Origin of the sequence: Thermosphaera sp., assembly GCA_038827615.1 — an archaeon.
Lineage (GTDB): Archaea > Thermoproteota > Thermoprotei_A > Sulfolobales > Desulfurococcaceae > Thermosphaera.
This window is the reverse complement of the sequence record JAWBNK010000001.1, coordinates 268,591-293,782: the sequence shown is the minus strand read 5'-3', so window position 1 is coordinate 293,782 and position 25,192 is coordinate 268,591. Positions and strand designations below refer to the sequence as shown.

Sequence of the window (25,192 nt, the reverse complement as noted above, 5' to 3'; positions counted from 1 at the left end):
TACAACAGAGTGTTAGAAGGGTGTATCCGAAGAATGAAGGGGGTTTACTAAGATGGTTAATGAAAGTAGCTCGGGCACTATTATTTGGAAACAGTGTATAAAAATCGTTTGATGAAATGAAGGGGTTTGAGAAAATTTACACAGGAGGTAGAGGCAGAGGGGATGCGGGTGACGGCGGGGCCTGCGAGTATTTCTTCACACAATCCCCTAATCCAGCATATAGGAGGAGCCATGCTATGATAGTGAAGATTGGAATCAATATTCCTATAATATAAAATATGCCTGCGATCATGAAGTTGGAATTCCCCTCAAGACTATTTAGATTAAAGGATAAGATAACTAGTCCAATGTAACCTATGATCAACAATATGTATCCTGCGAGTACTAGGAGAATGCCAATTACGAGCAGGGTCAGTATGGCCCCCAATATCAGTAGAATGAGACCCCATACTAGTCCGATTCTCATGAAGGAGACACCAGTTGAATATCTCTGGTCAATTCTCGCTAGCTCGCCCGCTCCGGGAATAAACTTCCCATAGAGCCCGATCAAGCTGATTAATCCTCCAACTATCATTAATACAATCATTAATATGAGCCCAGCTAGAATTCCACCCCCGTTAACTCCCCCGTATCCAGCTCCAACGACTGCGATCAAGAATACTAACAGGGAGATGCCCAATACCACCCATCCAAGTATTATTTGCCTTACTCCTTCCCTCATCCTTTTGAAAGCTTCCAAAGGATTTTGGGACGTGGGAACCTCCACTTTCAACACCAATACTTATACATACCACATGGTTTATATAGCTTCTTAATCTTACTGATTGAGAATCGAGAAATCCTTTTGATTGAAATTTATAAGGTGCTGGGTTCAGATTATAAGGATTGAGGCCGCCGTAGCTCAGCTCGGCTAGAGCGCCGGACTCATACGGGTTTCCGCAGATCCGTGGTCGAGTAGCCCAGGGGAGATCCGGTTGCCCCGGGTTCAAATCCCGGCGGCGGCATTTCTATAGATACAGTTTTATACCAGAGGGAGATAACATTATATCATGGTGAGTCGTGTTGAAGGCGATTGCGCGAACAACCCTTCTATTGATCCTCGTAATTGTAGCAGTAGTAGCAGGGGGAATATACTACTATTATACGACTCAGGTGGGTCCAGAGTTAAAGATCGGGATAGTATACGATATTGGTGGAAGGGGAGACCTCAGCTTCAACGATATGGCGTACCTAGGCGGCAATAGGGCAGCGAAAGACTTCGGGTTGAAGCTTGTTGAGGTTCAGAGTAAGAGTGAGTCTGACTACTTGCCGAACCTCAGAAACCTAGCTAAGACCGGCGAGTACGTCGTGATCGTTGCAGTTGGATTTCTAATGGCTGATGCTGTAAGTCAGGTTGCAAGCGAGTATCCAGACCAGTTGTTTGCAATTATAGACGCCGTCGTAGACAAGCCCAATGTGCTGAGCGTGGTCTTCAAGGAGCACGAGGGAAGCGCTCTCGTTGGAGCGTTGGCAGCGATGGTTGCCCACTATCATAATTATTCAGCAGTGGGAGTAGTGTTAGGAATGGAAATACCGGTGCTATACAAGTTCGAAGCCGGATACTACTGGGGTATTCGTTACGGTGAGACGCGGTTTGCAGAGAGAACAGGGACTGATATTACCCCGCTGAGAATCCTCTGGACATACACGGGTCGCTTCGACGACCCCGCTGGAGGAAAGACGGCGACTCAAGCACAGCTTGCACAGGGTGCTGGCCTAGTCTACAATGTAGCGGGTGCTACTGGATTAGGTATCTTTGAAGCCGTTGAAGAATATTGTGTAGCGCGTGGAGCTACGCAAGGACCCCCGTTTGGAATTGGAGTAGATGCTGATCAAGACTGGATTAAACCAGGCTTCATAATAGCAAGCATGATGAAAAGAGTAGACGTTGGCGTTTACACAGCCGTCAAGAGAGCACTTGACTACAGAGAGGGAAAGATCCAAACATACGGTGGCATCCTTGAGCTCGGCTTAGCCGAGGGGGGCGTAGGAATAAGTAGCATCGAAGACCTTGATACATTCTTAAGCATAGCTGAGCAAGCTGGAAGAACCGTTAACAAGACAGACATAGTTAACAAGGTTCAGGCGATGCGAGACTCAATACCCTCTTGGATCTGGGAGGAAGTCGCAAACTTGGCAACCCAGTTGAAAACCAACAAGGATATAGAAGTGAGGGGGGTTAAGTTCTCAGACATAGAGAAGGCAATACCCTTAGACTCCACCGAGATTCAACAATTTAGACAAGCCCTCGGAGCCTAAATCTTTTTTTAATCTAACCTTCTAAGTTTAATTTGATTTCACAACGGTGTTTCCATGTCAAGCCAAGAATATATTGTTGAAATGATAGATATTTGGAAGACTTATCCAGACGGCGTGAGGGCTTTAGAAGGAGTAAGCATAAAGCTTAGACCTGGCGAGATCCATGGGCTTTTAGGAGAGAATGGTGCGGGAAAAACTACGTTAATGAGAATCTTATCGGGACTCATAAAGCCGTCTCATGGAGCCATAATAGTGAGAGGCAAGAGAGTTTCGTTTAAAAATTCCGCAGAAGCTTTATCCGTTGGTATTGGAATGGTTCACCAGCATCCAGCGCTAGTCCCGGTCTTCACGGTTAGAGAAAACATATTCCTAGGCTTGAAATCCAAAATGATCGATGAGGAAAGACTTGAAGAGGTCATGAAAAACTCCGGTCTCACAGTACCCCTTGATGTGAAAGTTGAAAACTTGTCACTGGGATTAAGACAGAAGGTTGAAATAGTGAAGATGTTATATCGTGGAGTCGATGTTTTAATTCTAGATGAACCAACTACGAATATGACTCCCTTGGAAACTGAGGAACTGTTTAAAAGTTTGATTAAACTAAAGCAAATCGGTAAGACCATCGTTTTTATTTCACACAAGCTCAAAGAAGTATTGAGTATAACGGACAGAGTAACTGTCTTGAGAAGAGGAAAGGTAGCTGGCGAGGTTGAGACAAAGACTACTACCCCCGAAGAACTTGCTCGTTTAATGGTTGGACGTGAAATTTTCCTCAAAATTGAAAAAAGTAAGCGAGAGCGGGGAGAGCCTCTACTGCAAGTTGAAGACTTATGGGTCTTAAGCGATCTTGGGCTTGAGGCCGTAAAGGGAGTTAACTTCACAGTCCACGAAGGTGAGGTTTTTGGAATAGCCGGAGTAGAAGGTAATGGTCAGGTAGAATTGGTTGAAGCATTAACCGGTTTGAGGAAGCCTTTGAAAGGAAGGATCGTTTTCAAGGGGGTAGAATTGCTAGCTCCCGACCCGCTGGAGTTGTACAACATGGGACTTGCTCACATACCTGAGGACCGTCAGAAGATGGGTTTGATACTCGACATGAACTTATGGGAAAATAGTATTCTCGGATTGCACAAGAGGAGAGATTACAATAGAGCTTTCAACATCTTCAATTATCCCAGAATATTCGCTTACGTAGGTAAGATCATAAGCGAGTTTGAAATAGTTGCTCCAAGCATTTATACCCCTGTTCGTAGTCTGAGTGGGGGAAATCAACAGAAACTCGTTTTAGCTCGCGAGCTCTCGAAAACGCCGACTCTGATAGTAGCCAATCAGCCTACACGAGGATTAGACGTTGCAGCTACCGAATATATTCGCAAATTACTTTTGCAACTTCGAGACGAGGGCAAAGCCATCCTTCTAGTTTCAAGTGATCTCGACGAGGTCCTAGATCTGAGCGACAGGATTGCTGTCATGTATAAGGGAGAACTCATGGGTATAGTTAGGCCTGAGGAGGTTTCCCTAAAGGAGCTTGGCTTAATGATGGGAGGATACAGGTTGAGCGAGGTGCGAGGCGATGGGAATTAAATCCTTGTTTAAAAACGCTGATTTAAGTAGAGTTGAGAACGATATAGTTGAAGTCGTAATAGCGGTTTTAACGGGATTTCTGATTTCAGGAGCGTTAATGGTCTTAGGAGGATACGATCCTCTACGGGCTTATATTTCATTGTTTAAAAGCGCTTTCGGAGACTTATACGGTATTTCAACGACCCTTAGTTTTGCAACACCATTATTGCTGACAGGGCTTGCCTTCGCCGTGAGCGTGAGAGCAGGGGTCTTCAACATAGGGGCAGAGGGGCAAGTTTACATGGCAGCGCTCGGGGCGATCATGGCTGCTTCACTGCCTCTCCCCGAAGGCTTGTACTTGCTTGCAGAGTTTGTCCTCGGGGTTTCTCTAGCCGTCATATGGGCTTCAATAGCTGGGATCCTCAAATCACAAAGAGGAGTGAACGAGGTAGTATCGACTATAATGCTTAACTGGATTGGCTTCTGGATAGTAGAGTATGCTAGGACTTATGTTTACTTCGACCGTTTGGAGCCTCAGAGGACGATCAAAATCCCCGTGGAGGGGCGACTACCCCTACTCGTCCCGGGCACCGAGTTATACGCAGGCATAATAATATCGATCATCGCCACATTCATCGTATATGTGATCATGTGGCATACTAGCATAGGATATGAGATAAGAGTGACAGGTATGAACCCCATTGCCGCGAGATATGGTGGAATCAACGTTAAGAAGTCAACGCTGTACTCCTTCTTCATCGCTGGAGCATTAGCGGGACTGGCAGGTGTAATGGAGGTTTCAGGGAGGCCTCCCCACTACGCCATAACAACCGGTGCATCGAACCTCGTAGGGCTGGGGTTCGATGGATTGGCTGTATCATTGATTGGCCGAAACCATCCCCTGGCGATAATCCCCGCGGCGATTTTCGTTGGAGCTTTGACTGCGGGTTCGCGCGGGATGCAGATAGAAAGCGGGGTCCCTCTTGAAATGGTTAAGGCTGTTCAGGGTATAATTATTATGGTTCTCGCCATCCCAGGACTAGTTAGAATATTGAAAGCCTGGAGGGAGAAGAAATGATGGATGCGCAAATGATTATTAATATCTTAGTTCAAACATCTTACGCTGCTACCCCATTATTACTGGCCTCTGTAGGAGAGATAGTGGGTGAAAGAGCCGGCATCGTCAACATTGGTTTAGAGGGAATAATGTTAATATCGGGCTTTGTATCAATCGTTCTCGCATATACGTTTCAATCACCATTCATAGGCGTCATTGGCGGAATATTGATCGGAGGAGTAATCGGACTGCTTCACGCCATTATAGCAACTTACCTGAAGGGAGACCATGTGATCAGTGGAATCGGTATAAACCTGTTTGCCGCAGGCTTTGTACCATATGGAATCGAAGCTGTTTGGGGAGTTAGGGGATATTTCACCATACCAGCAAGCTTGAAGGTGCCAAAAATCCCAGGGACCGATTTATCGCCCCTTTTCATAACCAGTATAGCTCTTGCACTGATTACGTATTTGGTAATGTTTAAGACTCCTTACGGTTTAATGCTTCGTGCATGCGGCGAGGAACCCAGAGCCGCAGAGTCGGCCGGCATCAGAATCGAGATGACTCAAACTCTCGCATCGATAATAACTGGACTCTTCACGGGTCTGGCCGGGGCTTTCCTCGCCATTGATTGGTTATCTTCTATCACCAAAAATCTTCCGGCTGGAAGGGGCTTCATTGCGCTTGCCATAGTTAATTTTGCAAATTGGAATCCTATCCTGGGAGTCGCAGGAAGCTATCTTTTCGGATTCTTCTGGGTTCTAATCGGTTGGCTAAAGTTAAGCCCCCTCAAGGAAATCATACCATTGCCTTTAATGGAGACCTTCCCCTACATAGCCACCCTAGCCGTGACAGCCGGAGTAATCGGAAGAGCGAGACCTCCAAGGTTTGTAGGCAAGACTTACAAGAGGGAATAGCGTTGGCCGATCTTTGTCTAACTGTAGCATCATCAGTCCTTGGTAGATCTTATGCAGAATCAATCGAGAATCGTCTACACGAGGGTCTGAAAAATTCGCTTACCACATTGAAATATGAGGGGATAATAGATGCAGACAGTGTTGAAAACCTCGGCACGTGTTCCACTAGGATAATTATAATAGCAACCGGTGGAACGGAGAACGCGATAGCGAAAATAGCGGAGAAAACGAGAAAGGCAATCCTGGTATCCCATAATCAATACAACAGTCTTCCAGCAGCAATTGAAACCGCATCATATCTTAGAAAACTTGGATTAAGATACATCTTAAAGACGGCTAACTCTCTTGACGAAGTAGTGAATTATGTTGAGACATACGTTAAAGCCGGGAGAGTCTTGGAATTACTTAGAGGAGCGAGGTTCGGTCTCATCGGAGGAGTAAGCGACTGGCTTGTCTACAGTAGGGTCGACCCAAACCTTCTCAGGGAGAGATTGGGTTCAGAAATCGTTGAGATCCCGGCCGGCGAGTTGATTCAAGAGTATGAGAAGACTTTGGAAGCAGGAGAGGTTGAGAACTTATTGAGTAAGGCGCTAAGAGTTAATGTTCCAGTAAGCGAAGTCAGGAAAGCAGGTAGGCTCTACGTTGCTCTAAACAGGATCATTAGTAATCATGGATTGAAAGCTCTCAGTATTAAATGCTTCGATATAATTAAGCCGACGGGAACCACTGCTTGCCTCGCAGTATCGCTACTTAATTCCCAAGGTTTCCCAGCATCTTGCGAGGGAGACGTGCCACTGCTGATTTCAATGGCGATAGGAACGTGGGTTACCGGTAAACCAGTATTCATGGGGAATCCTTCAAGTATAGAGGGGCGAAGTTTGATCATAGCTCACTGTTCTTCCCCCTTAATAGGTCCTTTCGAGTTGTTCACCCATTTTGAATCGAATGAGGGGGTTGGTATTAGAGTGGAGTTCCCAGTCGGCGCTCCGGCCACTATATTTAGAATAGACTCCGACTTAAAGGAGCTTAGAATAGGTGTGGGGAGAATCGCTTCACACGAGTGGAGTCGCTCTCTATGTCGGACTCAAATAAAGGTCGAAGTTAAGGATCCTACGATGTTGGTTAAAGAACCGATAGGGAATCACTACGCATTATTGATTGGAGATCATAGCAGGGAACTCGAAGCAGTAGGGAATATGCTGGATTTAAAAATAAGCTCTTTTTAAAAAGTATGGGTTTAAACCTTCCTCCTAGCTACGAGTGGAGTATAGTTTTCAACTTGTTGCGGATCATACCGGACTTTACCGCCCTTCTCAGCAGAGAGATACGCGTGCATCATTAACTCAACCACAAGCTTACCGTCATACCAGTTTTCAAAAGGTAGTTTACCAGCTAGAAAAGACTCAACCATGTGAGCATCCTCGGCCTGGTAACCGTATGTGAAAGCTTCATCAGGGAGGACTGGCATTAAGCCTTGTTCAGCATTCTGCTTCTCCACAAATTCTTCGCTTGCTGGTATCCTAATGTTCCTGCTTATAAAAGTGAATAACTCGGGTTGCAGAGTATTAATTGAAGCACTGTATTCTGGTCCCAGAATCTCAAACGTGAGCCTTAAACCCGCTCCCACAAAAGACCAGGAAGTCCTCGCCTCACTAACGACAATGTCGCCGGTTTCATCCTCATATTTTACAATAGTTAATGCATAATCCTCGGCAGGCTCCTTTGAAAAGTCTATGTTGAATCTCCTGCGGAGTTCTTCACGATATTCCTCCTTCACCCATTTCAGGAATGCTGTCTCCCCGAATATCTCAACAGGTCTTAGGGAATTCTTTGGAGACTTAGGGTCCAGCAGTAAATACCTAGATGCTTCTATACTGTGACACGCCATATCTATTAAAACTCCACCACCAGAAATGCTAGGAACCCAGAACCAAGCATTATGCGGGCCAGAATGTTCCTCAGCAGCCCTTGAGAGGTATGGTCTTCCAGAATACTTGGCGCCTATATTCCACACCACGTCTTTAGCTCTGACAACCGAGGGCATGAACACTTGATTCTCCAAGTATCCGTGTAATAAGCCTGCTTTTTCAACAAGTTTAACCATCTCGTTCGCCTCCATAACGTTTCGCGCGAGCGGTTTTTCAATGGCGATCGCTCTTATGTTGGATTTACCTTGCAATACTTCTTCCACTATGATCCTAGTGGCTTCGAGATGGAGATTATTAGGAAGCATTATCCATACGGCGTCTAATTCTTTATCGGAAACGAAATCAGTTATCTCATTGTAAACTCTAGGCTTCTTAAAACCCAACGACTCTATGAAAGAGGATAGATTTTTTGCTGACTCAAGTCTTCTAGAATACACCGCTACGATTTCGGCACCTCTCACCATCTTCAATGCTCGCGCATGGAATTTTGATACAAAGCCCGAGCCAAGAAACCCTATTCTAAGAATATTATTCCCACTCATTGCCATCCCAAAATATATATTCGTGAATAAACTATAAAACCTTGATGCGTTCTCACACGAGATACGGTGTTAGAGCTATTGATACTACCAGAAACACCAGCACCACTCCCACCACGATCACAAGAGTCCTGAAATACATTTTAAAGAGTTCCTTTCTCGAGTTCACATGACTTGGAACAAGCGTTAGTATAACGTAGACAAGAGTACATATCAATATCATCATCCAGCCTACAGTGTAAATTATCAAGCTAAAAGGCTGGAATATGAAGATAAGAGCGAGTAGTCCCAACAGTATCAGAAATTCCTCAATAATTCTCCTAGTGAGCTTAACCAACCCAATCACCCAGCTCCAACCTTCTGTTTGAGTGCGGATCGAACAGTAATACTCTTTCTTTAGGGATAATACACCAGACCCGAGATCCCTCATTCAACGATAACTCATTGAACCCCTTAGGATCGATCTTCACTTTAAACTCAGCATCGTTAGACTCTATGTCGACGACATAATAAGTTCCCATGAACTCCAGAACTCTGACCACTCCTTCGATCAAAACAAATTTTTCACTCGGAATCTCTACGGGGTGTTTTAGAATCTTCGCATGCTCCGCTCTAAAACCGAGTAAAACACTTTCGTAGCCATACTTCGCAGATAGCTTTTCAAGACTTCCATCCTTCATTATTGATTTACCAGCTACCTTCAAGTATTCGCCCTCTATCTTGGCTTCCACGAAATTCATGCCAGGCTCCCCTAAGAACCATCCAACAAAAACCGAACCAGGATAATTGTAAACATCATATGGTGAACCTACTTGTTCCACAACTCCGAAATTCATTACGGCAATTCTATCAGCAAGGGTTAATGCCTCGATCTGATCATGAGTAACATAGATTATCGTTTGATGAAGCTCTCTCTGAATCCTTTTCAACTCTGCCCTCATGATCACCCTGGAGACCGGGTCTAATATGGTGAGGGGTTCATCGAGCAGATATAGCTGAGGCTCCTTAGCTATGGCTCGGGCAAGAGCTACTTTTTGTTTTTCCGCCACACTCAGCTTGTCAATATGAGTATTCAACAAGTGTTCGATGCCAAGGAGTTCTGCAATTTCAATAGTTCGTCTGTGTGCTTCTCCACTACTATATCCCCTGGATTTCAGCGGTAGAACAATATTATTGTAAACACTAGTAGGATAAAGAGCATAGAACTGGAAAACCATCGAGACGTCGCGGATTTCAGCTGGCACATCAGTTACATCATAGTCATCGAAGAAAATCCTTCCCTTCGTAGGCTTCTCGAGTCCTGCTATTATCCTTAGAAGAGTGGTCTTGCCGCAACCGCTCGGCCCAAGTATTGCGAAGAATTCTCCGTTTTTTATATCAAGGGAAACATTTTTCAAGGCTTGAACGTTTCCAAACGATTTTGAAACACTATCTACTTTCACGCTGACCAATTATCTCACCTCAACAATTCTCCGTTATCGTAGTCGTAAATTGAGTATTCCCCACCACTGATGCAAACTTCAACAGGCTCATTGAAATCCAGCAAGGGTTTCTCATACATTAAGGACTTGAACAAAAGTCCTTTATTCTCCGCGAAAACGAGGTACTCGCTACCCCTGTACTCGTACCCTAAGTACCTTCCTTTGAGCTTTATTCCAGAACACTCTCCCACCGTTTTCCCTATAATCGTAGAATCAGGGTAGGATGTTACTACTACTTTTTCAGCCGGAACGCTTAGGATGGTTGTGTAGACGCTTTGCGACAGCGATGCGTCAACGTCGCTGGTAACGGCTACACCCCCATTTTCGAATCTCTTGGATAATATTACTTCATTGAGTATTTTTCCAGTCATGTATCGTGCAATATCTAATCTAACCGGCTTATAATACACATCCCTTGGAGAACCTACTTGGACGACTCTTCCCTGATCAATAAACACGACCATATCCCCTAACGCTAAAGCATCAAGAGGGTCTGAAGTGGCAAGAACAAGAGTCTTACCCAAGATCGTTTTCAGTTTCTTAAACTCGGTTCTAAGAGCGTACCTTATTTTCGCGTCGAGGTTTGAGAATGGTTCGTCTAAAAGGTAAATTTCGGCTTCTTTGGCCAGGGCTCTTGCAATTGCAACTCTCTGCCTTTCTCCCCCACTGAGCTTGTCAGCCCTCCTGTTAAGAAGGTTTTCTATTTTAAGTATCCTTGCTATTTCAAGGACCCTCTTCTCAATATACTCTTTGGGTTTTTTCTCAGCTATCAAGGGCGAAGCGATATTGTCGAAGACTGTCATATTGGAGTACAGTGCCAAGGTCTCGAAAACCATGGATATTTTCCTTTCATAGGGTGGTAATTCATCCACTTTGACTCCATTGATGAAAACACTTCCAGCATCTTGTTTCTCGAGACCAGCTATGATCTTCAGTAGGGTCGTTTTTCCAGACCCGGGTGGACCCAGGATAACTATTAGCTCGCCCTTTTTCGCTTCGAAAGATACACCGTCTAGAATTTTCTTCCGCCTTATCTCTTTAGAAATATTGGTAACCATGATCGATTTCTCCAATGAAATTACCTCCTCACAGTCCCAAAAGTCAATCCCCGCAACATGTGTTTTTGAAGCCAAAATACTAGAATTATGATCGGGAGAATGTATATTACTTCGATCGCCGCTACTCTTCCCCAATTGAAGCCTCTCTCCCCCCTAATACTGCTCAACAACACCGATGTCGGCTTTGTATCTATTCCGCTGAGTAGTAGTGCAAAAAGGAACTCATTCCATATCGTAATCGCGGCGAAGGCCGCTGAAGCAGCAATCCCAGGGACAACCATCGGTAAAACTATTTTAAATAATATATACATCGTTGAATGACCATCCAATACTGCTGCATCATCGATATCCTTTGGAATATCATCTATGAAGCTCTTCGTCATCCAAACGGACAATGGAAGAGCCATCATTCCATATACTAGGATTAAGCCCACGTAAGTTCCCTTCAATCCTAAGGTATAATACATTATGAATATGGGTATGATCAGTGTAATTGGAGGCATCATTCTCGTTGAAAGAATGTAGAACATTAGCAGGTTTTTCCCTTTTATATTGAATCTGGAAAAGGCATAAGCCGCTAGAATTGATAACCCGAGAGCTAAGCCCACTCCTCCTGCCGTGATCACAATAGAGTTTACAATGGCGGAGTACGCACCATACTGATAAGCCTCTACAAAGTTTTCCAAAGTAGGTTGTGTAATTAGGAAGAAGTTTGCAAACATCTCGGCCCTGGAGCGGAAGGCTAGGTTGAACATACCATAAATTGGCATGATGTATACTGCAATGATCGCTATTAGTACACTCATTTTCAGAAATCTCTTCAACCTGTAAATGAGCGTGTCCCTTCTATAGTTCTTCATTCCCTCTCACCTCCTAGCACGTACCTCATGAAGACATTCGTCATGAATATGACCACAACTAATACGAGATAGCTCATAGCAGTGGCTGATCCAAAATCCCACCTCTCAAAGGCAAGCTTGTAGATGTATACCGAGATCAGCTCTGTTGTTGAGCCAGGTCCTCCTGCCGTTAAAACATATACTGAGTCGAAAGTTTTCAACGCATCCATGAATCTGAATATCAGCGCTATCGCAAGCATAGGTTTGATGTATGGAAGAATTACGTACCTAAATTTATGAATGAATTTAAGCGAGTCAACCCGGCTTTGTTCTATTAAATCGTGTGGTATAGAGCTTATCCCAGCCACCAAGAGGAAAGTAATGAACGGAGTCCAAATCCACGTTTCCACCAATATCACAGTGAGCAGGGAATAGGGAATACCTAGGGGACTTATCTCATTGCTGAACCACAGAACTCGGGTTCCGAGAATTGATTGAAGGAAATTGTTGACTGGTCCAAGATTTTCATCAAACAAGTATCTAAAGAAAAGGGCAGACGCGATTGGAGCTATCATTAGTGGAATCATGAAAACCGTCAGCATGATCCTCTTGCCCTTGAAATCTTCAAACATCAACAGTGCAACGACCAGCGCGATGCTGAATTGGAAGAGAAGGGAGTAAATCAGGAATGAGCCGGTACGTATTATACGGTCCCAAGCCTCTGGACTGGATAAGATTGTTATGTAATTGTAACCTCCAACATATCTCGGCGTCTCCCTAATTATAATTGAAAATCTGTGAAATGATATACCAAGGCTCCATATGAGTGGGAAAATATTAAATACCAAAAGTATCAGGAAAGATGGCAAAATGAGAACCCAAGGGTTGATTATTTTACCTCGTCTAATTGAAGACTTCACAATTAAGACACCTCTTTAATCTTCAGGACCTGAAAATTATTTATTACTGAATCGTTTAATAAAATTATCATCTTGATAAATATATATACTTCTTAATACACTAATCTATATTGGTGAGTATATTGAATAAAACTCTACTAGTGGGACTTCTAATAATCATCGCAATAATCGTTGGTGTAGCGGCATATTTTCTGATGCAACCCCCTGCAAAAGAAGTTACAATTGTGATATTAAGCCCAGAATGGGAGCCTGGTAAAATTATGGAGCAAATGGCATCTGATTTCACTAAGTATGCCCAGGAAAAACTCGGATATAAAGTCAACGTTAAGTTCGATTTCACTCCATGGGGAACATACTACACTAGGGTAACAAGCGTGGTGACAGCTAAGAGCAGCGAAGTCGACATTATATTTGCAGATAGTCAGTGGCTGGGAGAATTGTATGAGGGAGGACATATCATTTCGCTCAAGGACTTCATACTGAATGACCCCGACCTCAGATATGCGGTATTGAACGATACCTTTGAGAACCTAGTGTACTTCTACACAGCTTATCCGCAGGGAAGCGATAATTACGTTGCAATCCCCGGATACGCAGATGCAACTCCATTGGTATACTTTAGGACAGATTTATTCAATCACCCGGAGGAAAGAGCCGCTTTTAGGGAGAGGTATGGGTATGATTTACCCAGAACATTAGAGGAGTGGAAGAACCTAGACTGGTTGCAGTTCAAAGATATAGCAGAGTTCTTCACTAGAAGAGCTGGTCAAACTCTAGCTGGGCAAGTCTTGACTGAGGACTTTTATGGGCTTGCTCTAGTTCTCTCAAGAGATTACGACTATATCTCATGTTTCTTCCTCAGCGTATTCTGGAGCTGGGGAGCCGAATTATGGGATCCCGCCACTAAGAACCCGATAAATTACATAAACAGCTCAAGGGCTAAGGAAGCCTTGACTTTCTTTGTTGGCTTGACTAACTATATGCCTCCAGGCCCGGCAACGTTCGACTATGATAAAGTTATAACGTTGTATGCTCAGGGCAAGGTAGCGATGACGATACTGTGGCCCTCCATGGCTCCTGCCCTATTCGATCCGAATACTTCAAGAGTATTTAATGTTACAGGAGTTGCTATTCAGCCGCACCACAATGGCACGCGATACACCACTCTAGGGGGACAACCATTAGTCATAAGCGCTTACTCTAGAAACAAAGAGGAGGCAAAGCTGTTCCTGAAATGGTTCTATACGGTTGCTTACAAGGACTATTCGCTCAGGGTTGGATTCACTGCTAGAAAGTCCGTGGCACAGGACCCTGAGTTCCTGAACTCTAAACCATGGGCCCCGGTATTCACGGAGGCTGTGAAATACGCGAAGGACTTCTGGAATGTCCCCTATTACGGTAGACTATTGGAACAACAACAACTTTACCTGAACAAGGCAGTAGCGGGCGAGATCGCCCCTGCTGAAGCCCTCGATATAATTGCACAGAAGCAATGGGAGATAATTCAAGAATACAGGTAATCGCCCACAGAGTTTAGTGAACCATGCTAGTAAAAGATGTGCACTTTTAAATTCTCATTTTAGCATTTTTTTCTCTCGGCGCCTCACGCATGACATCGGGGCTTAGATTTCAATACCTTGCAGGTATTTGCTTACTCAATATTGTTTATTCAATGTATGTAGTAGTATCTCGTCCTCTATATGGTGCAGATGTTTATGGAGAATGGTTCGTGTTCTATCTCGTTAGTGCTGAGTACACCCCCTCGCTAATGGCCTTTGCCCTGGGAAGCTTGAGCGATGCGATTGGAAGAAGAAGGGTTATGTCGGTCTCCATAATGGGTGCGTTTTTCATCTTCATGTTGTTTCAAATCGAAAACTGGATATTCAAGATAGTGTTTGTGTTCTTGTATTCTTTTACGCATACTTTAGCTATCACAATAGGCTTAAGCTACGTTATCGAGGACCGAGCAAACGTGGGTAGGAAGTACTCAAAAGTTGGAGTTGCCTCTGGCCTCGGGTGGGGAATCGGCTCCCTTATTGCCTGGCCCCTTCTATCATTGCTATCGATGAGTGGTTTCCCAAGTTTTGTATCGATAATGTACGCTGCTGGAATAATTTTCCTAATAACCGGATACTCTGGAAAAGAGAGGGAGCAAGCCCAAGCCATTATGAAAGGGTTATCGGCAACAATAAACAACCTGCGCTCTTTAATCCCAATAATCCTCCTATCTTATATTGGATTAACGATAGGAGGGACCTATAATTCAATATTAATGGATAAAAAAATTACCGCCATCATAAACAACTCGCTTGATGCCACACACAGAAGGTTTCTTTACGGAGTACTATATGGATTCCTCCCCGTACTTGCAGGCACCCCGCTGAGACCGTTCATTGGAAGAATAGTAGACTATGGGAAGGCCAGAGAGGCTTTTCTAGCGGCACTATTATCCTATTTGATCCTATTCGTCGTTCTCCCTTTCACACCACCATTGATATTTTTCCTATTGTGGATACTCCCCGTATATCCATTTTTTGATACAAGCCTCTATGCAATGGTCTCCAGGGGTACGACTGGTTATGAAGCATCCGTATCCGGCTTTCTATCGACTATATCAAGTATCTCAGGAGTTGTCATTTTGATATTGAACACCTTACTCGACATCGAAAAATCTAATACTTATCTTACACTAGTATCATTAAGCTTCCTTACAGCATCTATCTTAACAAAAATGGTCTTTAACACGTCGATAAACACATATTCAACAGAAGTTGAGACGGCTAAAAAGAGGAGAGCCGGGGGCGGGATTCGAACCCGCGAATAAACGGGTCTCCGTGAACCCTTGGATACACAAAGCCCTGCAGCCCGCCGCCTTAGACCGCTCGGCCACCCCGGCTCACTAAGAGTTTATTCTTAAAGGATTAATTAACCTTTATCTCACAATTTAACTGCTCGACCATACGATAAGTCTCAAATTTATACTGCGATAAAAGTGCATGTAAGTATATAAAAGCCTCCTGTATATAATGTAAATATTGTGATATAAAGATAATTAGGATGAAAAAAGTGGTGATATATTTATGCCCAGTATAGAGAGAAGAAAGGTTCAAAAAACAGGATCATCATCTTTCATAATTACTTTACCAAAAGAATGGGTTGACGCTGTTAAACTAAAGAGTGGGGACCACGTATACGTTTATGAATACGAAGGAAAACTTGTAATAATCCCACCAGAAATGGAAATGCTTCAGACCCAATCCAATATTAAGGTGTCTTCCGACCTGTCAACTGAGCAGGTATTTAGAATGCTGGTTGCAGCCTACTTATCAGGCTATACCAACATCACCATTACATTCGACCCCAGCCTATCTAATTTGGCCAAGAGAGTAAGTGACATCAAAAACCTGGCCAGGGTTAAACTCGCCGGCGTAGAAGTGGTTGAAGAATCTTACAACACGGTAACTTTCAAGATATTGTTAAATATCAAGGAGCTCCCAATAGTTAGTGCCCTCAGAAGGCTCCACTTAATAGTAAATAATATGCTCAACGACGTCGTAGAGGCTTTAACATCCAATAATAGAAACCTGGCTGAGGCGGTTATTCAGAGAGATGATGAAGCAGACAGATTTCACCACATGATCGTGCGTGAGCTTTCAATGGCTTTAATTGATGTTAGAATACAACACGAGCTCGGCCTCTCCAACATAATAGAAGCCATGAACTACAGAATAATCGCTAGAAACCTCGAGAGAATCGCCGACCATGCGACGAATATTGCCAAACGGTTAATGAAAATAGATAATAACATAAGTAACGTAGAATTAGTTATCACCTTGGCGCAGAGAGCTCTTGAAATATTCAATAAATCGATGGATGCCCTCTATAGTCAAAGTAGAAGAGAGGCAGAAGAAGTTATTCAAGGCGCTAAGGATACTGTCGACGAGATAGATAGAGTATTATATCAAAAATTAATTCCAGCGAAAATAGACGATAGAGAGAAGGCATTTCTAGTTATGGTTTGCGACAGCTTGAGAAGGATCGTAAGATACTCTAATGGAATAGCTGAAGCTTCGTTAAACATCAAGGCATCTAAGTCAGCTGAAATCGAGGTTAAGTAAATTTATATTTCCCAAATCTAATTATTTTTGAAACGCGTGACCCCGGTGCCCATGCAACATCCCCGAGTACCGGGGGAAGAGTGAGCATGGGTCGGGTCACTCCCGGCCGCATTCCTTGTACATAAAATCTATCCAAGCCTATTTTCTCGTTGCTCTGCTTTTGACATAAATGTCTTCGCCTGGACCCATTTCGATTGTCTCTGGAAGAATTAATTCATCTTCGACTACCAGCTTCTTTTCTTTAACGTACGTTAAAATTAATTCATCGGGGACATTATCCATTTTTCCAATTATATGAGTTCTCCCCTGGATTTTTAACCACTCAATAAAATCCTCTTCCAATCCAGCGTTTATTATGAGAGAGATCAATTCTCTTTTCATCGAAGGATCGAGCCGTAATTCACCCAATGTAGAAGACACCAAAATTATATTTGATTGAAAAACTTAATAACATTATCGAATTCGTAATACCATGCGCTAACCGTAAATCCTCGCTCTAAGAATCCCTGCAAGACCGTTAAACGTTTTACTAAACCATTCCGCCTCCGGGACATCGTTGCTTATTACGAGAGTTTTTGCTCCACTTTTCTTTGCTAGGTCAAGCCATCTCTCAACATCCTCGCGCTCCTCGCTTATGAATAGGATCGAAACCATTCCCATCTCAAGAGCATTCTTAACTTCTTCCTCACCGTACACTATCATTCCATCATCCTTCGCCATGTGAAGTTTAAACTCCTCCATATACTTCAACACCTCAGCATATTCTTGCTCCTTCAGAAGGTCTCCAGCCTTCAATATCATCTCCCTTAACCCTGCCTCACCTTGATAACCAACGTCGATGAGCTCCGGCAGAACAATCTTCTTCAACCTATAATCTAAATTGTCTTTTTCGAGGAAATCATACTTTGCATAGGCGGGGCCTCCTATAAGAATCCCTTTCAACTTCCCTTGCTCGTAAAGAGGTAGAAACACCCTGTTCGCGTGTTCTCCAACCCTCTTGTAGAACTCGTCCACCATTTGCTCAATAATCCTATCATATCTTCGCTGGCTTTGCCCACCCTTCTCATGCTTCCCAGGGATATAATCTTCCAGCTCTTCAACAATCTTCAGCCTATTCCCCTTCAACATTCCTATCGTGGCAGCATCTCTCTCGATAATCAAGAGTCCGATCGTGTTGGATTCGCTAACCATTTCTTCAAGGAATTCCGTGTGAAAATACTTATCTGTCCTGTAAAAGTATACGGGAACTTCCTCGGGCGGAATAAGCATTACTAAAATCGACTCTCCAGTATCAGGGTTTTCTCCCGCAAATAATACCAATCCCTTATCGGGAACCTTGGGAACCTTGCTCAACCGATCTATCGCCATCGTCAGAGCTCTCTGAACTGCAGATTTAGTTTTCTTGAGCTTGATGTTGTCTGTAATGGATAGCTCCTGCCTCAGCATGTTTAAAACATCGCTTACCGGTCGCCCAGGAGGTATGTAAAGGCTCAATAAGATAGTAGCATGTGCCCTCCATTTTTTGAGCTCTCTAATAATTTCCCTGAGCCTTTGCCTGTCAACACGCATTGATTCAAGCTGTTCTTCATTGTAGCTAAAGACTCATCCCTTTTTACACCTAATCCACGTATATATTTCAGGTTTTAAATACATAACGATAATGATAACGTAGAAGGGTTGACCGTTGTCTTTAGCTATTGGGATTGAGTGGAGAAAAGTAGCCGCCACTTTGATCATCGTTACAATCGTAATCGTAGCGTACGGCATATTCACAAGCGGATACGAGGGTTTCTCCAGCATATTAACCCCTAGGACAATCGCTTCCCTAGCGTTTCTGCTAGCCGGATGGTTTATCTCTGCTATAAGGCTCAGATTACTCGTAGATAGAGTCTACGGGTTTAAGATCAAATTATCCGACTCGTTAAAAGCTAGATTCCTGGGTGGATTACTCGCGAATATTACGCCATCAGCCATCGGAGGAGAACCCGCAAGGGCAGCTTATCTGCGGAAAGTGATGGATAGGGGGATTGAGGAATTATACGCGTTATCCCTCTACGAAGTATACTATGATGTAATCTTGGTAAACATGATGGCGTTCATACCCGCGTTTTTCTACCTACCGGTTTCTCTGCCAGTCGTGCTTGTCTCCTCTTTTATGATTGCCTCATGGATTTACATAGGCTTCTTCATCAAACAAACCTCAAACAATTCCCCTAAAGGATTCATCGGCTGGTTATCGAAGAAGTTTCCCAAATTCACGGAGAGATATCTAAAATTTTCAACGAGGTATGCCGAGATCTCGTCAAGGATAAGTCTTAATGGAAAAATCCTTATAGCAGTGTTGACACTGTCTTACAACACTCTATGGGGGGTGGCGGCGTGGTTCTTCACCGATTCTAGTAGCATCCTCCAGTGCATTATGGCTTACTACTTTATGATGAGTATGGGGTCTTTACCAACCCCTGGTGGAAGTATCTCATCAGAATATGCACTATCCCTTGTCTTACCTCCTTCAACCGTTGTAAGTTATAGGACATTGTTTTATTATTCAACGATTCTAATAGGTCTCGTAATCCTCGCTCGGGAACTCGATTGAAAACAGTTTAAAACTTAGAGGTATTATTAACAGATTTGAAAGCTTGGTGAGATATTTGAATTGTCCGTTTTACTTCAGCGGGCGCTGTTATAATCCAGCAGTTGTCTCAGCTTATGGAAGACCTTCGAGTGCTGTCGTGAAGCAAGAGCTGTGTGTTTCCGGAAATTACAGAGAATGCAGTTTCTTCGCGGATCCCCCGGAGCAGGAATCGGCTAAAGAAGTTTACCCGATAATCCATAAAATCTCTTGCACTACGTTTAGCGAGTGCCCAAATTTCATGATCAAGAGAGTCGGCGAAGAAGAATGTGTTGCATACTGCAGAGCAGTGGAGAAGTTCATTCCAAGAAACAGCGTTACCAGGTGTGTAGAGGTGTGGAAGACCTGCCCTTTCTTATCCGTGAGTAGATAGGAGGCACTGCATCGTAATCACGAAGCAAGTAACTTGATCAATCCGTTTCATTTAGACTATAACTCTATTGAAACACCTTCTTTACACAATAGACAAAGTAACAAGCATTACAGGATAATTGAAGTAAAGTACGCGGACCCTGGACCAAGCGCACTAGGTGAACTGCTCTGCTGGCCTACTCTACTCCTGTACACCCAGGTAGCACGGTTACACGAACTACATAGTTAGCATCCGCGGGACCTGCTGAAACTATGGTGTCCGCAAGCCTCAACCCGAGAGCTTGTAGCAGAGTTAAGCCTGTAGCAGTTGCAGGTATATACTCAAAAATATATTTTATTGAGGACGTTGCCCCGGAACTCTGTACAACTGCAGAGCGCTACGGGGCATGCTTTTCTCCGTCACGGGTGCTATCAAGCGCGACGCTAAGAAGCCTTATTAACTCTCCTCAGTGAAACGTTGTGTGGTCTAGTAGCATGCTTGATAACACGCTTCAAGCACCGTGCAAGCGCAACTGCGGGTTGTTTCCGAATTTAAAAACATGCTTGAGCAGGGAGCGCGGCTCAGCAATACACTCGCAAGTACATAATAAATATTTTATCAAATATAAGGAAATATCTAATTATTTAATAAGGAGAATGATAGGGGTAGGTCGTGGGTATTAAATTATCATCTCTCCTTTTAGCCGCTAGCATTCTCATCCCCCTGCTGACCGCCGCGTTTATCGGCATCCTGGCTACTCGACCGGACCTATTACAAGAAGCCCGCAACAGGACGTTGTTGGGCTCGAACCCAAGTTACCTTCTGATTCGAGGGAGAAGGCCTAAGTCCACGTATCGCTGATGTACCCCGAGGGCCTTAGACAGGTGATCAAAACAGTCGTGGATCCGGAGAACATGCCCGCGGAGAAGGTGGTCCTAAGCCTCAGAAGCCTGGAGAAAGGAGCGGGAGAAGAGTGGGACCTCCGTTGAGCCCCTCATCGCTGTAGCAGGGTTCACGGGGTCAGGGGAGGTCTTCGCGCACGGAGTTGAGGTCTTCTGGGATGAGCTGCCGAAGAGCCTCAGCGTAGTACTGAAACCGCTGAGAAACGTCAACGTAAATAGGGGGCAAACAACAGTAGATGAACTCTCACCAGCGGAAGTGGAGCCGGAACCTCTGGATGGTTGCTGAATAGCTAAGACCTTTGTTGATAGCTACGAGTGGACTGCACCCACCATAGTCGTGAAGGTTGAACCGGATAGTATAACATGGGGAACTATAGCCTACGGTTACTCTATTAATCGCCAAGTAGGATTCAGAATTAGCGTTTTTATAGAGTCCGAGTGGACTAGCGTAGGGTTCCTCGTAGTAATCAAGAACTCCGGTGGTAACTGGGGCGGTCAGTTTTCTCCAGGACAACAGTACTACGTCTGGATGAACTTCAGGTACCACTACTAGAAGTGGCACGTCTACGGAAGGTGCGATTTAACGAGGATTGACTACTACGAGGAGTACGTCTACGTTAGAGACTTCTACCCTGAGACCATCTCGGGTGGACCTAAACCACCGCCCGGTGCACGACTACCACCCGTGGACACTGGATCTACGAAGGAATGTTCCACGCGTCAAGTCCCTACATAGCATACTACTATGAATCACTCTCAAACTTAGGCTATACGTCCTTCGCGATAGACGCCCTGAAGTTCGTCAGCGTACTATGGTTGCTGCAGGATCTCATTAAAAGCGGCTACTGCAGCCAGTATTATAGGTCTAGTAGTAGGTGTGAACTTTGTATACAACAACGTGGAATCACTCCACTTCTACATATGGTTGCACTCGTACTCTGGAACCGCGCATGCGATGTATGGAGCGCTAACCGAGGACTACCGGTCTGTGCCAGTACTCTACTTTATATCACAGCATACTACCAACGTTTATCTTGATTAATTTAAACCCAAGCCATTTCAAGCATATTTCCTTTACCGCGTTCAGCTCAAGCAAATGATGGTGCAAGCGCGTTGAAACAAATCTAGAGGAGATCCACGGATCGAAAGATTCTGATGCATCTATGTTTACCGTGCAGGCTAAAAACGCCGGAGTCGGCGCCCATGGAATAAGAAGCCGGAAAGATTAACCGCAACCTATTGCTGTGAGAGTGGTCAAAGGCGGGTAATTTTTCAGAGCCGATGTCTCAAACAATTTTGTTCATTACGTGGAAACACCAACTCTTGAAGTCATACCATAGTATCAGCTCTACCAATATCGTTAACTCCAAGTGACGCTGGAGGTAGCAGTCTAGATATGTCCAACGCTAAGCTAATCATGTTCACAAGCTCGCTCACGCTGGGAGGAGCTTTCACTACTATTGGTGGAAATTCAGGGACTTTGATGACTGGGTATTTGACGTCCTCGTCACGAAGAATACTTAAGTCTATCTTTGTATTATATTTTCTCTCAACAATTTTCACGGCTTGTTCAGCGATCTCTGCTGTAAAGTAAGATAAAAAGTTCTCGGAGATGATGAGCTCCACTTTCAAGCCTCGAACCCGTATTGCAATCCCTCATGGATGGTTTAAAAAGTAAAGGTTTAATTCTTAAAATACAAAATATTCCCTGGTGGTGTAATGAGCGAGCAATCCTCAGGGAAGCACGAGGGATTTGAAATAGTGATTGATTTATCGAGGATTCCATTGAAACCTACTGGAAAACGAGAAACACAACAACTGGAAGCTGCACTAATCATTGGGACGTTGTACCGACCTGAAATCATGGAGTTGTTGAAAGATCCGATTGAAAAAGCGACATGGGTTGATAGCCTAGCCATCGCTGCAGGGGCTCTCGCAAGGTCCAAGTCCGGCATGCCTGTCGCCCAGATAGCCGAAGAGCTGGGGAGAAGTGAAACCACGATTAGAGCGCACCTATCAGGTAAAACTAAGGCCGGCAAGCTAGTTATTGAAACATATGAGAGAATGAAGAATGGTCAGCTAATGCTCTCAATCCCTTTCGCGAGAGAGTTAAAAGTGGAGGATGAAAAGGTGAAGAAGCTAGAGCAGGAGTTAGCGGAAGCTCGTGAAAGATGTTCAAAGCTTGAGGCTCAATTAGGCGAGATGGAAAAGGCTATGACGGATTTAAAAATGAAGCTTGAAGATAAAGAGAGGGCTATACAGGCCTTAAGAGAAGAAAATAGTTCATTGTTAACCGAAAACAATGAGCTGAAGCTTAAGTTGGAAAAAGCCGGCCGAATAATCTCTGATATAAAAAGGCTTTTAGAGTCCAGCGGTTTTTAAAGAACCCGCACGCTATAATTCTTAGGGGTTATTTTGAGAGTTATGATCGCACGTCTTAATTACGATGGACAGCCTATCGATGTTTTGCCTTTATCCAGCATCTCTAAAGGCGAGGTCGAGGAGATTCTGGAGGTTGCAAAAGACACTGCCTTGGCACACCTTATCCTATCCAAGGGATTCAAACGATCACTACCACATAGCATATCATTAGATGCAATTAACTACGAAATTACAATCGTGTTCAAGCCCAAATTCATTCTAGTCTTCGCATCAATGAAGGATGCCCACTTAAGCAATCGTCCTGAGAGCCCTAGCGTAACTGCTTAAATACCCTGTTGAAATTCTTCTCAAGCGCTTTTTCAACGTACTCCCTATCCAATCCGTGAGTCTTGGCGAGAAGATCGATCGACTCTGAAATAAGCTCGGGTTTTAAGACCATTCCCCTATACTCGTAGGGCGCATCGCTTTCTGTTAAGACGTGAGTTAGTGGTATCTTAGAAACTATTTTCTTATGATTTTCTTGAACCATCCATGAGGGGTTTAGACCCATTAAGTAATCGTTTTCTACCAAGTGTTTAATCATATCTTCCGGACCAGTATACCAGTGAAAATATGCTCGCTCAATCTTGTTCTCAATTAATAGATGAAAAACCTCTCTGTGAGTGCCAGCTGTATGCAGGTTCAGAATCAGGTCATATTCTCTCGCATACTCTAGGAAAATATTGAATATCTCTCTTTGTCTCGTAATAGTTTGAGGCATAAACCTAGTGTCCAATCCAACTTCTCCAATGCATTCCACACCCTCTGATATGGCTGTTTCCAGTAACTCCCTCACCTGGTATGAATCGCACTGTTCTACTTTCCACGGGTGAATTCCAACGCATGGCTTTACGTAACTGTATTTTCGTGCTAGCTCAACTACGGCACGACTACTCGCTAAGTCCTCGGCGACGCAAACCAGCGTGAAACCTTGTGCATAGGAGTCAATTACATCTAGCTCGTGGCAGTGAACATGCATATCTATTAACACGATATCACCACTATATACATATCTACTCGAAAAGCCAATTAAACTGAAAGTGAAATATTATTAATAGGTTAACCAAAGATATCTACGTTAAAATGGATCGTCGGATGCAAATAGTATTCGCTCCCAGATGATGAGTTTGCCGATTTCCGAAGCATCACACATGTGGTGTCTCCCGAAACCTGATGGAAGTGGTGTAGATGAGGCTCAGGCTTGTTTTATTCGACTACGACCTTACGTTCGTGGATAATTATATAGACTTCTACGAGGCATACACACAGACCCTCAAACTATACGGACTTCCTCCGTTAGGATTTAACGATTTTGTTGCCATGCTCGAGAATGATACTCTTGAGGACAGTATTCCAAAAAGCATTCCAAAAACCGATTTTTGGAGGACCTTCAGGAAGCTTTACGTGTCGAGACATGGAGTATTGAAGAGAGGTTGTAGGGAGTTGTTACTATTTTTGAAGACGTTCTTCAATGCAAAGGTAGTCATCATTTCTGGGCGGGAGTCGAGCCCCCATTATATATGGATGGAGCTCAGGAGGCTTGGCGTTGACGAGTACGTAGACGAAGTATATACTATGCACGATTTAGAGGTATTAAACGGGGTTGAAGAATCCCTTTTCGACAAGACCTGGCTCATAAAATACGTTATAAGAAAATACGGAGTTGAACCCTGCGAGACTGTTTTTCTCGGAGACTACATAACAGACTACTATAGCGCAACCAAGAGCGGCGTATTCTTTATTGGAGTAAATCAAAGTGAATCCAGAAGAAAATTAATGATGAGGAAGGGGGTTCGACTTCAGGCAAAGGATCTTCTAGAAGCCTTCTCGTACATAACTTCCTTACCATTTCTCAAGTGCTGATGTAGCGTCCCTCGCTGTTCACGTATGCCTCGCCTGACTCTAACAGATCATTCAGGGCCCTTCTAATCTTATCCTCGCTCGCTATTCCGGATAAGACCGCGTGGATCTCTCTTAAGTTCAAGGGTTTAATCGATATCAATTCCTTAATTATTGAAGCAAGCTGATCCTCGTTTGGAGCAGTCATCAATACGATGTCATCGTCTTCATGAAGTATCTTCAAACGGACGCGGCGCGCCAGTTCTTCAATCTCCTCCTGGGTTATTGAAATGTTGCCCAATCCCAACACCACGATCCTAAACGGTCTCAG

General features: G+C 44.0%; 28 protein-coding genes and 2 tRNA genes. 16 read left to right on the top strand and 14 right to left on the bottom strand.

Translation table 11 applies throughout. The annotated features are described in order from the left end of the window. Window positions 1–136: 136 nt before the first annotated feature. Window positions 137–766 (bottom strand): DUF973 family protein, encoded by a 630-nt coding sequence (locus QXH45_01770; GenBank protein ID MEM2077975.1) that lies wholly within the window; start codon window positions 764–766, stop codon window positions 137–139. 124 nt (window positions 767–890) lie between these two features. Here QXH45_01770 and QXH45_01765 point away from each other — a divergent pair. The 6 genes from QXH45_01765 to QXH45_01740 all read left to right on the top strand — a co-directional run bounded on the left by QXH45_01765 (window position 891) and on the right by QXH45_01740 (window position 7,058). After that, a tRNA-Met gene (locus QXH45_01765) sits at window positions 891–1,004 on the top strand. A 58-nt stretch (window positions 1,005–1,062) separates the two neighbouring features. After that, a complete protein-coding gene (locus tag QXH45_01760) occupies window positions 1,063–2,298 on the top strand; it encodes a BMP family ABC transporter substrate-binding protein (protein MEM2077974.1) in 1,236 nt (411 codons plus the stop codon). Window positions 2,299–2,352: 54 nt separating this feature from the next. Then, on the top strand, window positions 2,353–3,879 hold the full coding sequence (locus tag QXH45_01755) for an ABC transporter ATP-binding protein (protein ID MEM2077973.1): 1,527 nt from the start codon (window positions 2,353–2,355) through the stop codon (window positions 3,877–3,879). Then, window positions 3,869–4,936 carry an ABC transporter permease gene (locus QXH45_01750; protein ID MEM2077972.1) on the top strand — a complete coding sequence of 356 codons (1,068 nt, stop codon included), beginning with the start codon at window positions 3,869–3,871 and terminating at the stop codon, window positions 4,934–4,936. Before QXH45_01755 ends, QXH45_01750 begins: the two co-directional genes overlap by 11 nt. After that, window positions 4,933–5,832, top strand: a complete 900-nt coding sequence (locus QXH45_01745; protein MEM2077971.1) for an ABC transporter permease — start codon at window positions 4,933–4,935, stop codon at window positions 5,830–5,832. The genes QXH45_01750 and QXH45_01745 overlap by 4 nt, the downstream gene beginning before the upstream one ends. 2 nt (window positions 5,833–5,834) lie before the next feature. Further along, complete coding sequence (locus QXH45_01740; GenBank protein ID MEM2077970.1) at window positions 5,835–7,058, top strand: hypothetical protein; 1,224 nt, start codon at window positions 5,835–5,837, stop codon at window positions 7,056–7,058. An 11-nt stretch (window positions 7,059–7,069) separates the two neighbouring features. Here QXH45_01740 and QXH45_01735 read toward each other — a convergent pair whose 3' ends face one another. From QXH45_01735 to QXH45_01710, 6 genes are read right to left on the bottom strand one after another with little or no spacing between them, the layout of a single operon-like run. Beyond that, complete coding sequence (locus QXH45_01735) at window positions 7,070–8,302, bottom strand: Gfo/Idh/MocA family oxidoreductase (GenBank protein MEM2077969.1); 1,233 nt, start codon at window positions 8,300–8,302, stop codon at window positions 7,070–7,072. Between the two features lie 52 nt (window positions 8,303–8,354). Further along, a complete protein-coding gene (locus QXH45_01730; GenBank protein MEM2077968.1) occupies window positions 8,355–8,636 on the bottom strand; it encodes a hypothetical protein in 282 nt (93 codons plus the stop codon). Further along, window positions 8,629–9,741 (bottom strand): ABC transporter ATP-binding protein, encoded by a 1,113-nt coding sequence (locus tag QXH45_01725; GenBank protein MEM2077967.1) that lies wholly within the window; start codon window positions 9,739–9,741, stop codon window positions 8,629–8,631. Before QXH45_01725 ends, QXH45_01730 begins: the two co-directional genes overlap by 8 nt. Window positions 9,742–9,755: 14 nt before the next feature. Further along, window positions 9,756–10,853, bottom strand: coding sequence for an ABC transporter ATP-binding protein (locus QXH45_01720; GenBank protein ID MEM2077966.1), 1,098 nt, complete (start codon window positions 10,851–10,853; stop codon window positions 9,756–9,758). Window positions 10,854–10,858: 5 nt separating this feature from the next. After that, window positions 10,859–11,698: a carbohydrate ABC transporter permease gene (locus QXH45_01715; protein MEM2077965.1), complete on the bottom strand. Its 840-nt coding sequence runs from the start codon at window positions 11,696–11,698 to the stop codon at window positions 10,859–10,861. After that, entirely contained in the window at window positions 11,695–12,597 is a 903-nt protein-coding gene (locus QXH45_01710; GenBank protein ID MEM2077964.1) for a sugar ABC transporter permease, read from the bottom strand. The genes QXH45_01715 and QXH45_01710 overlap by 4 nt, the downstream gene beginning before the upstream one ends. A 113-nt stretch (window positions 12,598–12,710) precedes the next feature. On the opposite strand from QXH45_01710, the gene QXH45_01705 reads away from it, so the two are divergent. After that, complete coding sequence (locus tag QXH45_01705; GenBank protein ID MEM2077963.1) at window positions 12,711–14,117, top strand: extracellular solute-binding protein; 1,407 nt, start codon at window positions 12,711–12,713, stop codon at window positions 14,115–14,117. Between the two features lie 427 nt (window positions 14,118–14,544). Here QXH45_01705 and QXH45_01700 read toward each other — a convergent pair whose 3' ends face one another. After that, a complete protein-coding gene (locus QXH45_01700; protein MEM2077962.1) occupies window positions 14,545–14,763 on the bottom strand; it encodes a hypothetical protein in 219 nt (72 codons plus the stop codon). A gap of 627 nt (window positions 14,764–15,390) precedes the next feature. Continuing rightward, window positions 15,391–15,493 (bottom strand) — tRNA-Cys (locus tag QXH45_01695). A gap of 184 nt (window positions 15,494–15,677) precedes the next feature. Between QXH45_01695 and QXH45_01690 the strand changes: the two genes are divergently transcribed. Then, window positions 15,678–16,715, top strand: coding sequence for a PhoU domain-containing protein (locus QXH45_01690; GenBank protein ID MEM2077961.1), 1,038 nt, complete (start codon window positions 15,678–15,680; stop codon window positions 16,713–16,715). A gap of 138 nt (window positions 16,716–16,853) precedes the next feature. Here QXH45_01690 and QXH45_01685 read toward each other — a convergent pair whose 3' ends face one another. Continuing rightward, a complete protein-coding gene (locus QXH45_01685; protein MEM2077960.1) occupies window positions 16,854–17,135 on the bottom strand; it encodes a hypothetical protein in 282 nt (93 codons plus the stop codon). 57 nt (window positions 17,136–17,192) lie between these two features. Further along, window positions 17,193–18,284, bottom strand: coding sequence for a peptide chain release factor aRF-1 (gene prf1 / locus QXH45_01680; protein ID MEM2077959.1), 1,092 nt, complete (start codon window positions 18,282–18,284; stop codon window positions 17,193–17,195). A 115-nt stretch (window positions 18,285–18,399) separates the two neighbouring features. Here prf1 and QXH45_01675 point away from each other — a divergent pair, with 115 nt between their 5' ends. The 5 genes from QXH45_01675 to QXH45_01655 all read left to right on the top strand — a co-directional run bounded on the left by QXH45_01675 (window position 18,400) and on the right by QXH45_01655 (window position 21,643). Then, window positions 18,400–19,311: a lysylphosphatidylglycerol synthase domain-containing protein gene (locus tag QXH45_01675; protein ID MEM2077958.1), complete on the top strand. Its 912-nt coding sequence runs from the start codon at window positions 18,400–18,402 to the stop codon at window positions 19,309–19,311. A 55-nt stretch (window positions 19,312–19,366) separates the two neighbouring features. Then, window positions 19,367–19,720, top strand: a complete 354-nt coding sequence (locus QXH45_01670) for a hypothetical protein (protein ID MEM2077957.1) — start codon at window positions 19,367–19,369, stop codon at window positions 19,718–19,720. A gap of 839 nt (window positions 19,721–20,559) precedes the next feature. Beyond that, on the top strand, window positions 20,560–20,688 hold the full coding sequence (locus tag QXH45_01665) for a hypothetical protein (protein MEM2077956.1): 129 nt from the start codon (window positions 20,560–20,562) through the stop codon (window positions 20,686–20,688). Between the two features lie 250 nt (window positions 20,689–20,938). Continuing rightward, complete coding sequence (locus QXH45_01660) at window positions 20,939–21,154, top strand: hypothetical protein (GenBank protein ID MEM2077955.1); 216 nt, start codon at window positions 20,939–20,941, stop codon at window positions 21,152–21,154. Window positions 21,155–21,478: 324 nt separating this feature from the next. Further along, window positions 21,479–21,643: a hypothetical protein gene (locus QXH45_01655; GenBank protein MEM2077954.1), complete on the top strand. Its 165-nt coding sequence runs from the start codon at window positions 21,479–21,481 to the stop codon at window positions 21,641–21,643. Between the two features lie 287 nt (window positions 21,644–21,930). Here the strand turns inward: QXH45_01655 and QXH45_01650 are convergent, their stop codons facing one another. After that, the gene (locus QXH45_01650) at window positions 21,931–22,233 is read right to left on the bottom strand and encodes a hypothetical protein (protein MEM2077953.1); all 303 of its coding nucleotides are present in this window, start codon (window positions 22,231–22,233) and stop codon (window positions 21,931–21,933) included. Window positions 22,234–22,320: 87 nt separating this feature from the next. Between QXH45_01650 and QXH45_01645 the strand changes: the two genes are divergently transcribed. Together QXH45_01645 and QXH45_01640 are read left to right on the top strand one after the other, a co-directional pair. Beyond that, a complete protein-coding gene (locus QXH45_01645) occupies window positions 22,321–22,983 on the top strand; it encodes a transcriptional regulator (protein ID MEM2077952.1) in 663 nt (220 codons plus the stop codon). 33 nt (window positions 22,984–23,016) lie between these two features. Next, window positions 23,017–23,310 carry a hypothetical protein gene (locus QXH45_01640; GenBank protein ID MEM2077951.1) on the top strand — a complete coding sequence of 98 codons (294 nt, stop codon included), beginning with the start codon at window positions 23,017–23,019 and terminating at the stop codon, window positions 23,308–23,310. Here QXH45_01640 and QXH45_01635 read toward each other — a convergent pair. Beyond that, window positions 23,294–24,013, bottom strand: a complete 720-nt coding sequence (locus QXH45_01635; GenBank protein ID MEM2077950.1) for a TatD family hydrolase — start codon at window positions 24,011–24,013, stop codon at window positions 23,294–23,296. The genes QXH45_01640 and QXH45_01635 overlap by 17 nt on opposite strands. A 197-nt stretch (window positions 24,014–24,210) precedes the next feature. Here QXH45_01635 and QXH45_01630 point away from each other — a divergent pair, with 197 nt between their 5' ends. Continuing rightward, a complete protein-coding gene (locus QXH45_01630) occupies window positions 24,211–24,885 on the top strand; it encodes an HAD hydrolase-like protein (protein MEM2077949.1) in 675 nt (224 codons plus the stop codon). Here QXH45_01630 and QXH45_01625 read toward each other — a convergent pair. After that, complete coding sequence (locus QXH45_01625; protein ID MEM2077948.1) at window positions 24,875–25,162, bottom strand: ArsR family transcriptional regulator; 288 nt, start codon at window positions 25,160–25,162, stop codon at window positions 24,875–24,877. The two genes, QXH45_01630 and QXH45_01625, sit on opposite strands and share 11 nt — an antisense overlap. Window positions 25,163–25,192: the final 30 nt, after the last annotated feature.

Bases quoted from the DNA above. Each gene is read 5' to 3' on its own strand.
- QXH45_01755 (MEM2077973.1), top strand. From the start codon at position 2,353: ATGTCAAGCCAAGAATATATTGTTGAAATGATAGATATTTGGAAGACT.
- QXH45_01750 (MEM2077972.1), top strand. From the start codon at position 3,869: ATGGGAATTAAATCCTTGTTTAAAAACGCTGATTTAAGTAGAGTTGAG.
- QXH45_01745 (MEM2077971.1), top strand. From the start codon at position 4,933: ATGATGGATGCGCAAATGATTATTAATATCTTAGTTCAAACATCTTAC.
- QXH45_01735 (MEM2077969.1), bottom strand. From the start codon at position 8,302: ATGAGTGGGAATAATATTCTTAGAATAGGGTTTCTTGGCTCGGGCTTT.
- QXH45_01715 (MEM2077965.1), bottom strand. From the start codon at position 11,698: ATGAAGAACTATAGAAGGGACACGCTCATTTACAGGTTGAAGAGATTT.
- QXH45_01700 (MEM2077962.1), bottom strand. From the start codon at position 14,763: ATGGCTTGGGCTTGCTCCCTCTCTTTTCCAGAGTATCCGGTTATTAGG.
- QXH45_01690 (MEM2077961.1), top strand. From the start codon at position 15,678: ATGCCCAGTATAGAGAGAAGAAAGGTTCAAAAAACAGGATCATCATCT.
- prf1 (MEM2077959.1), bottom strand. From the start codon at position 18,284: ATGCGTGTTGACAGGCAAAGGCTCAGGGAAATTATTAGAGAGCTCAAA.
- QXH45_01665 (MEM2077956.1), top strand. From the start codon at position 20,560: ATGTACCCCGAGGGCCTTAGACAGGTGATCAAAACAGTCGTGGATCCG.
- QXH45_01645 (MEM2077952.1), top strand. From the start codon at position 22,321: ATGAGCGAGCAATCCTCAGGGAAGCACGAGGGATTTGAAATAGTGATT.
- QXH45_01630 (MEM2077949.1), top strand. From the start codon at position 24,211: ATGAGGCTCAGGCTTGTTTTATTCGACTACGACCTTACGTTCGTGGAT.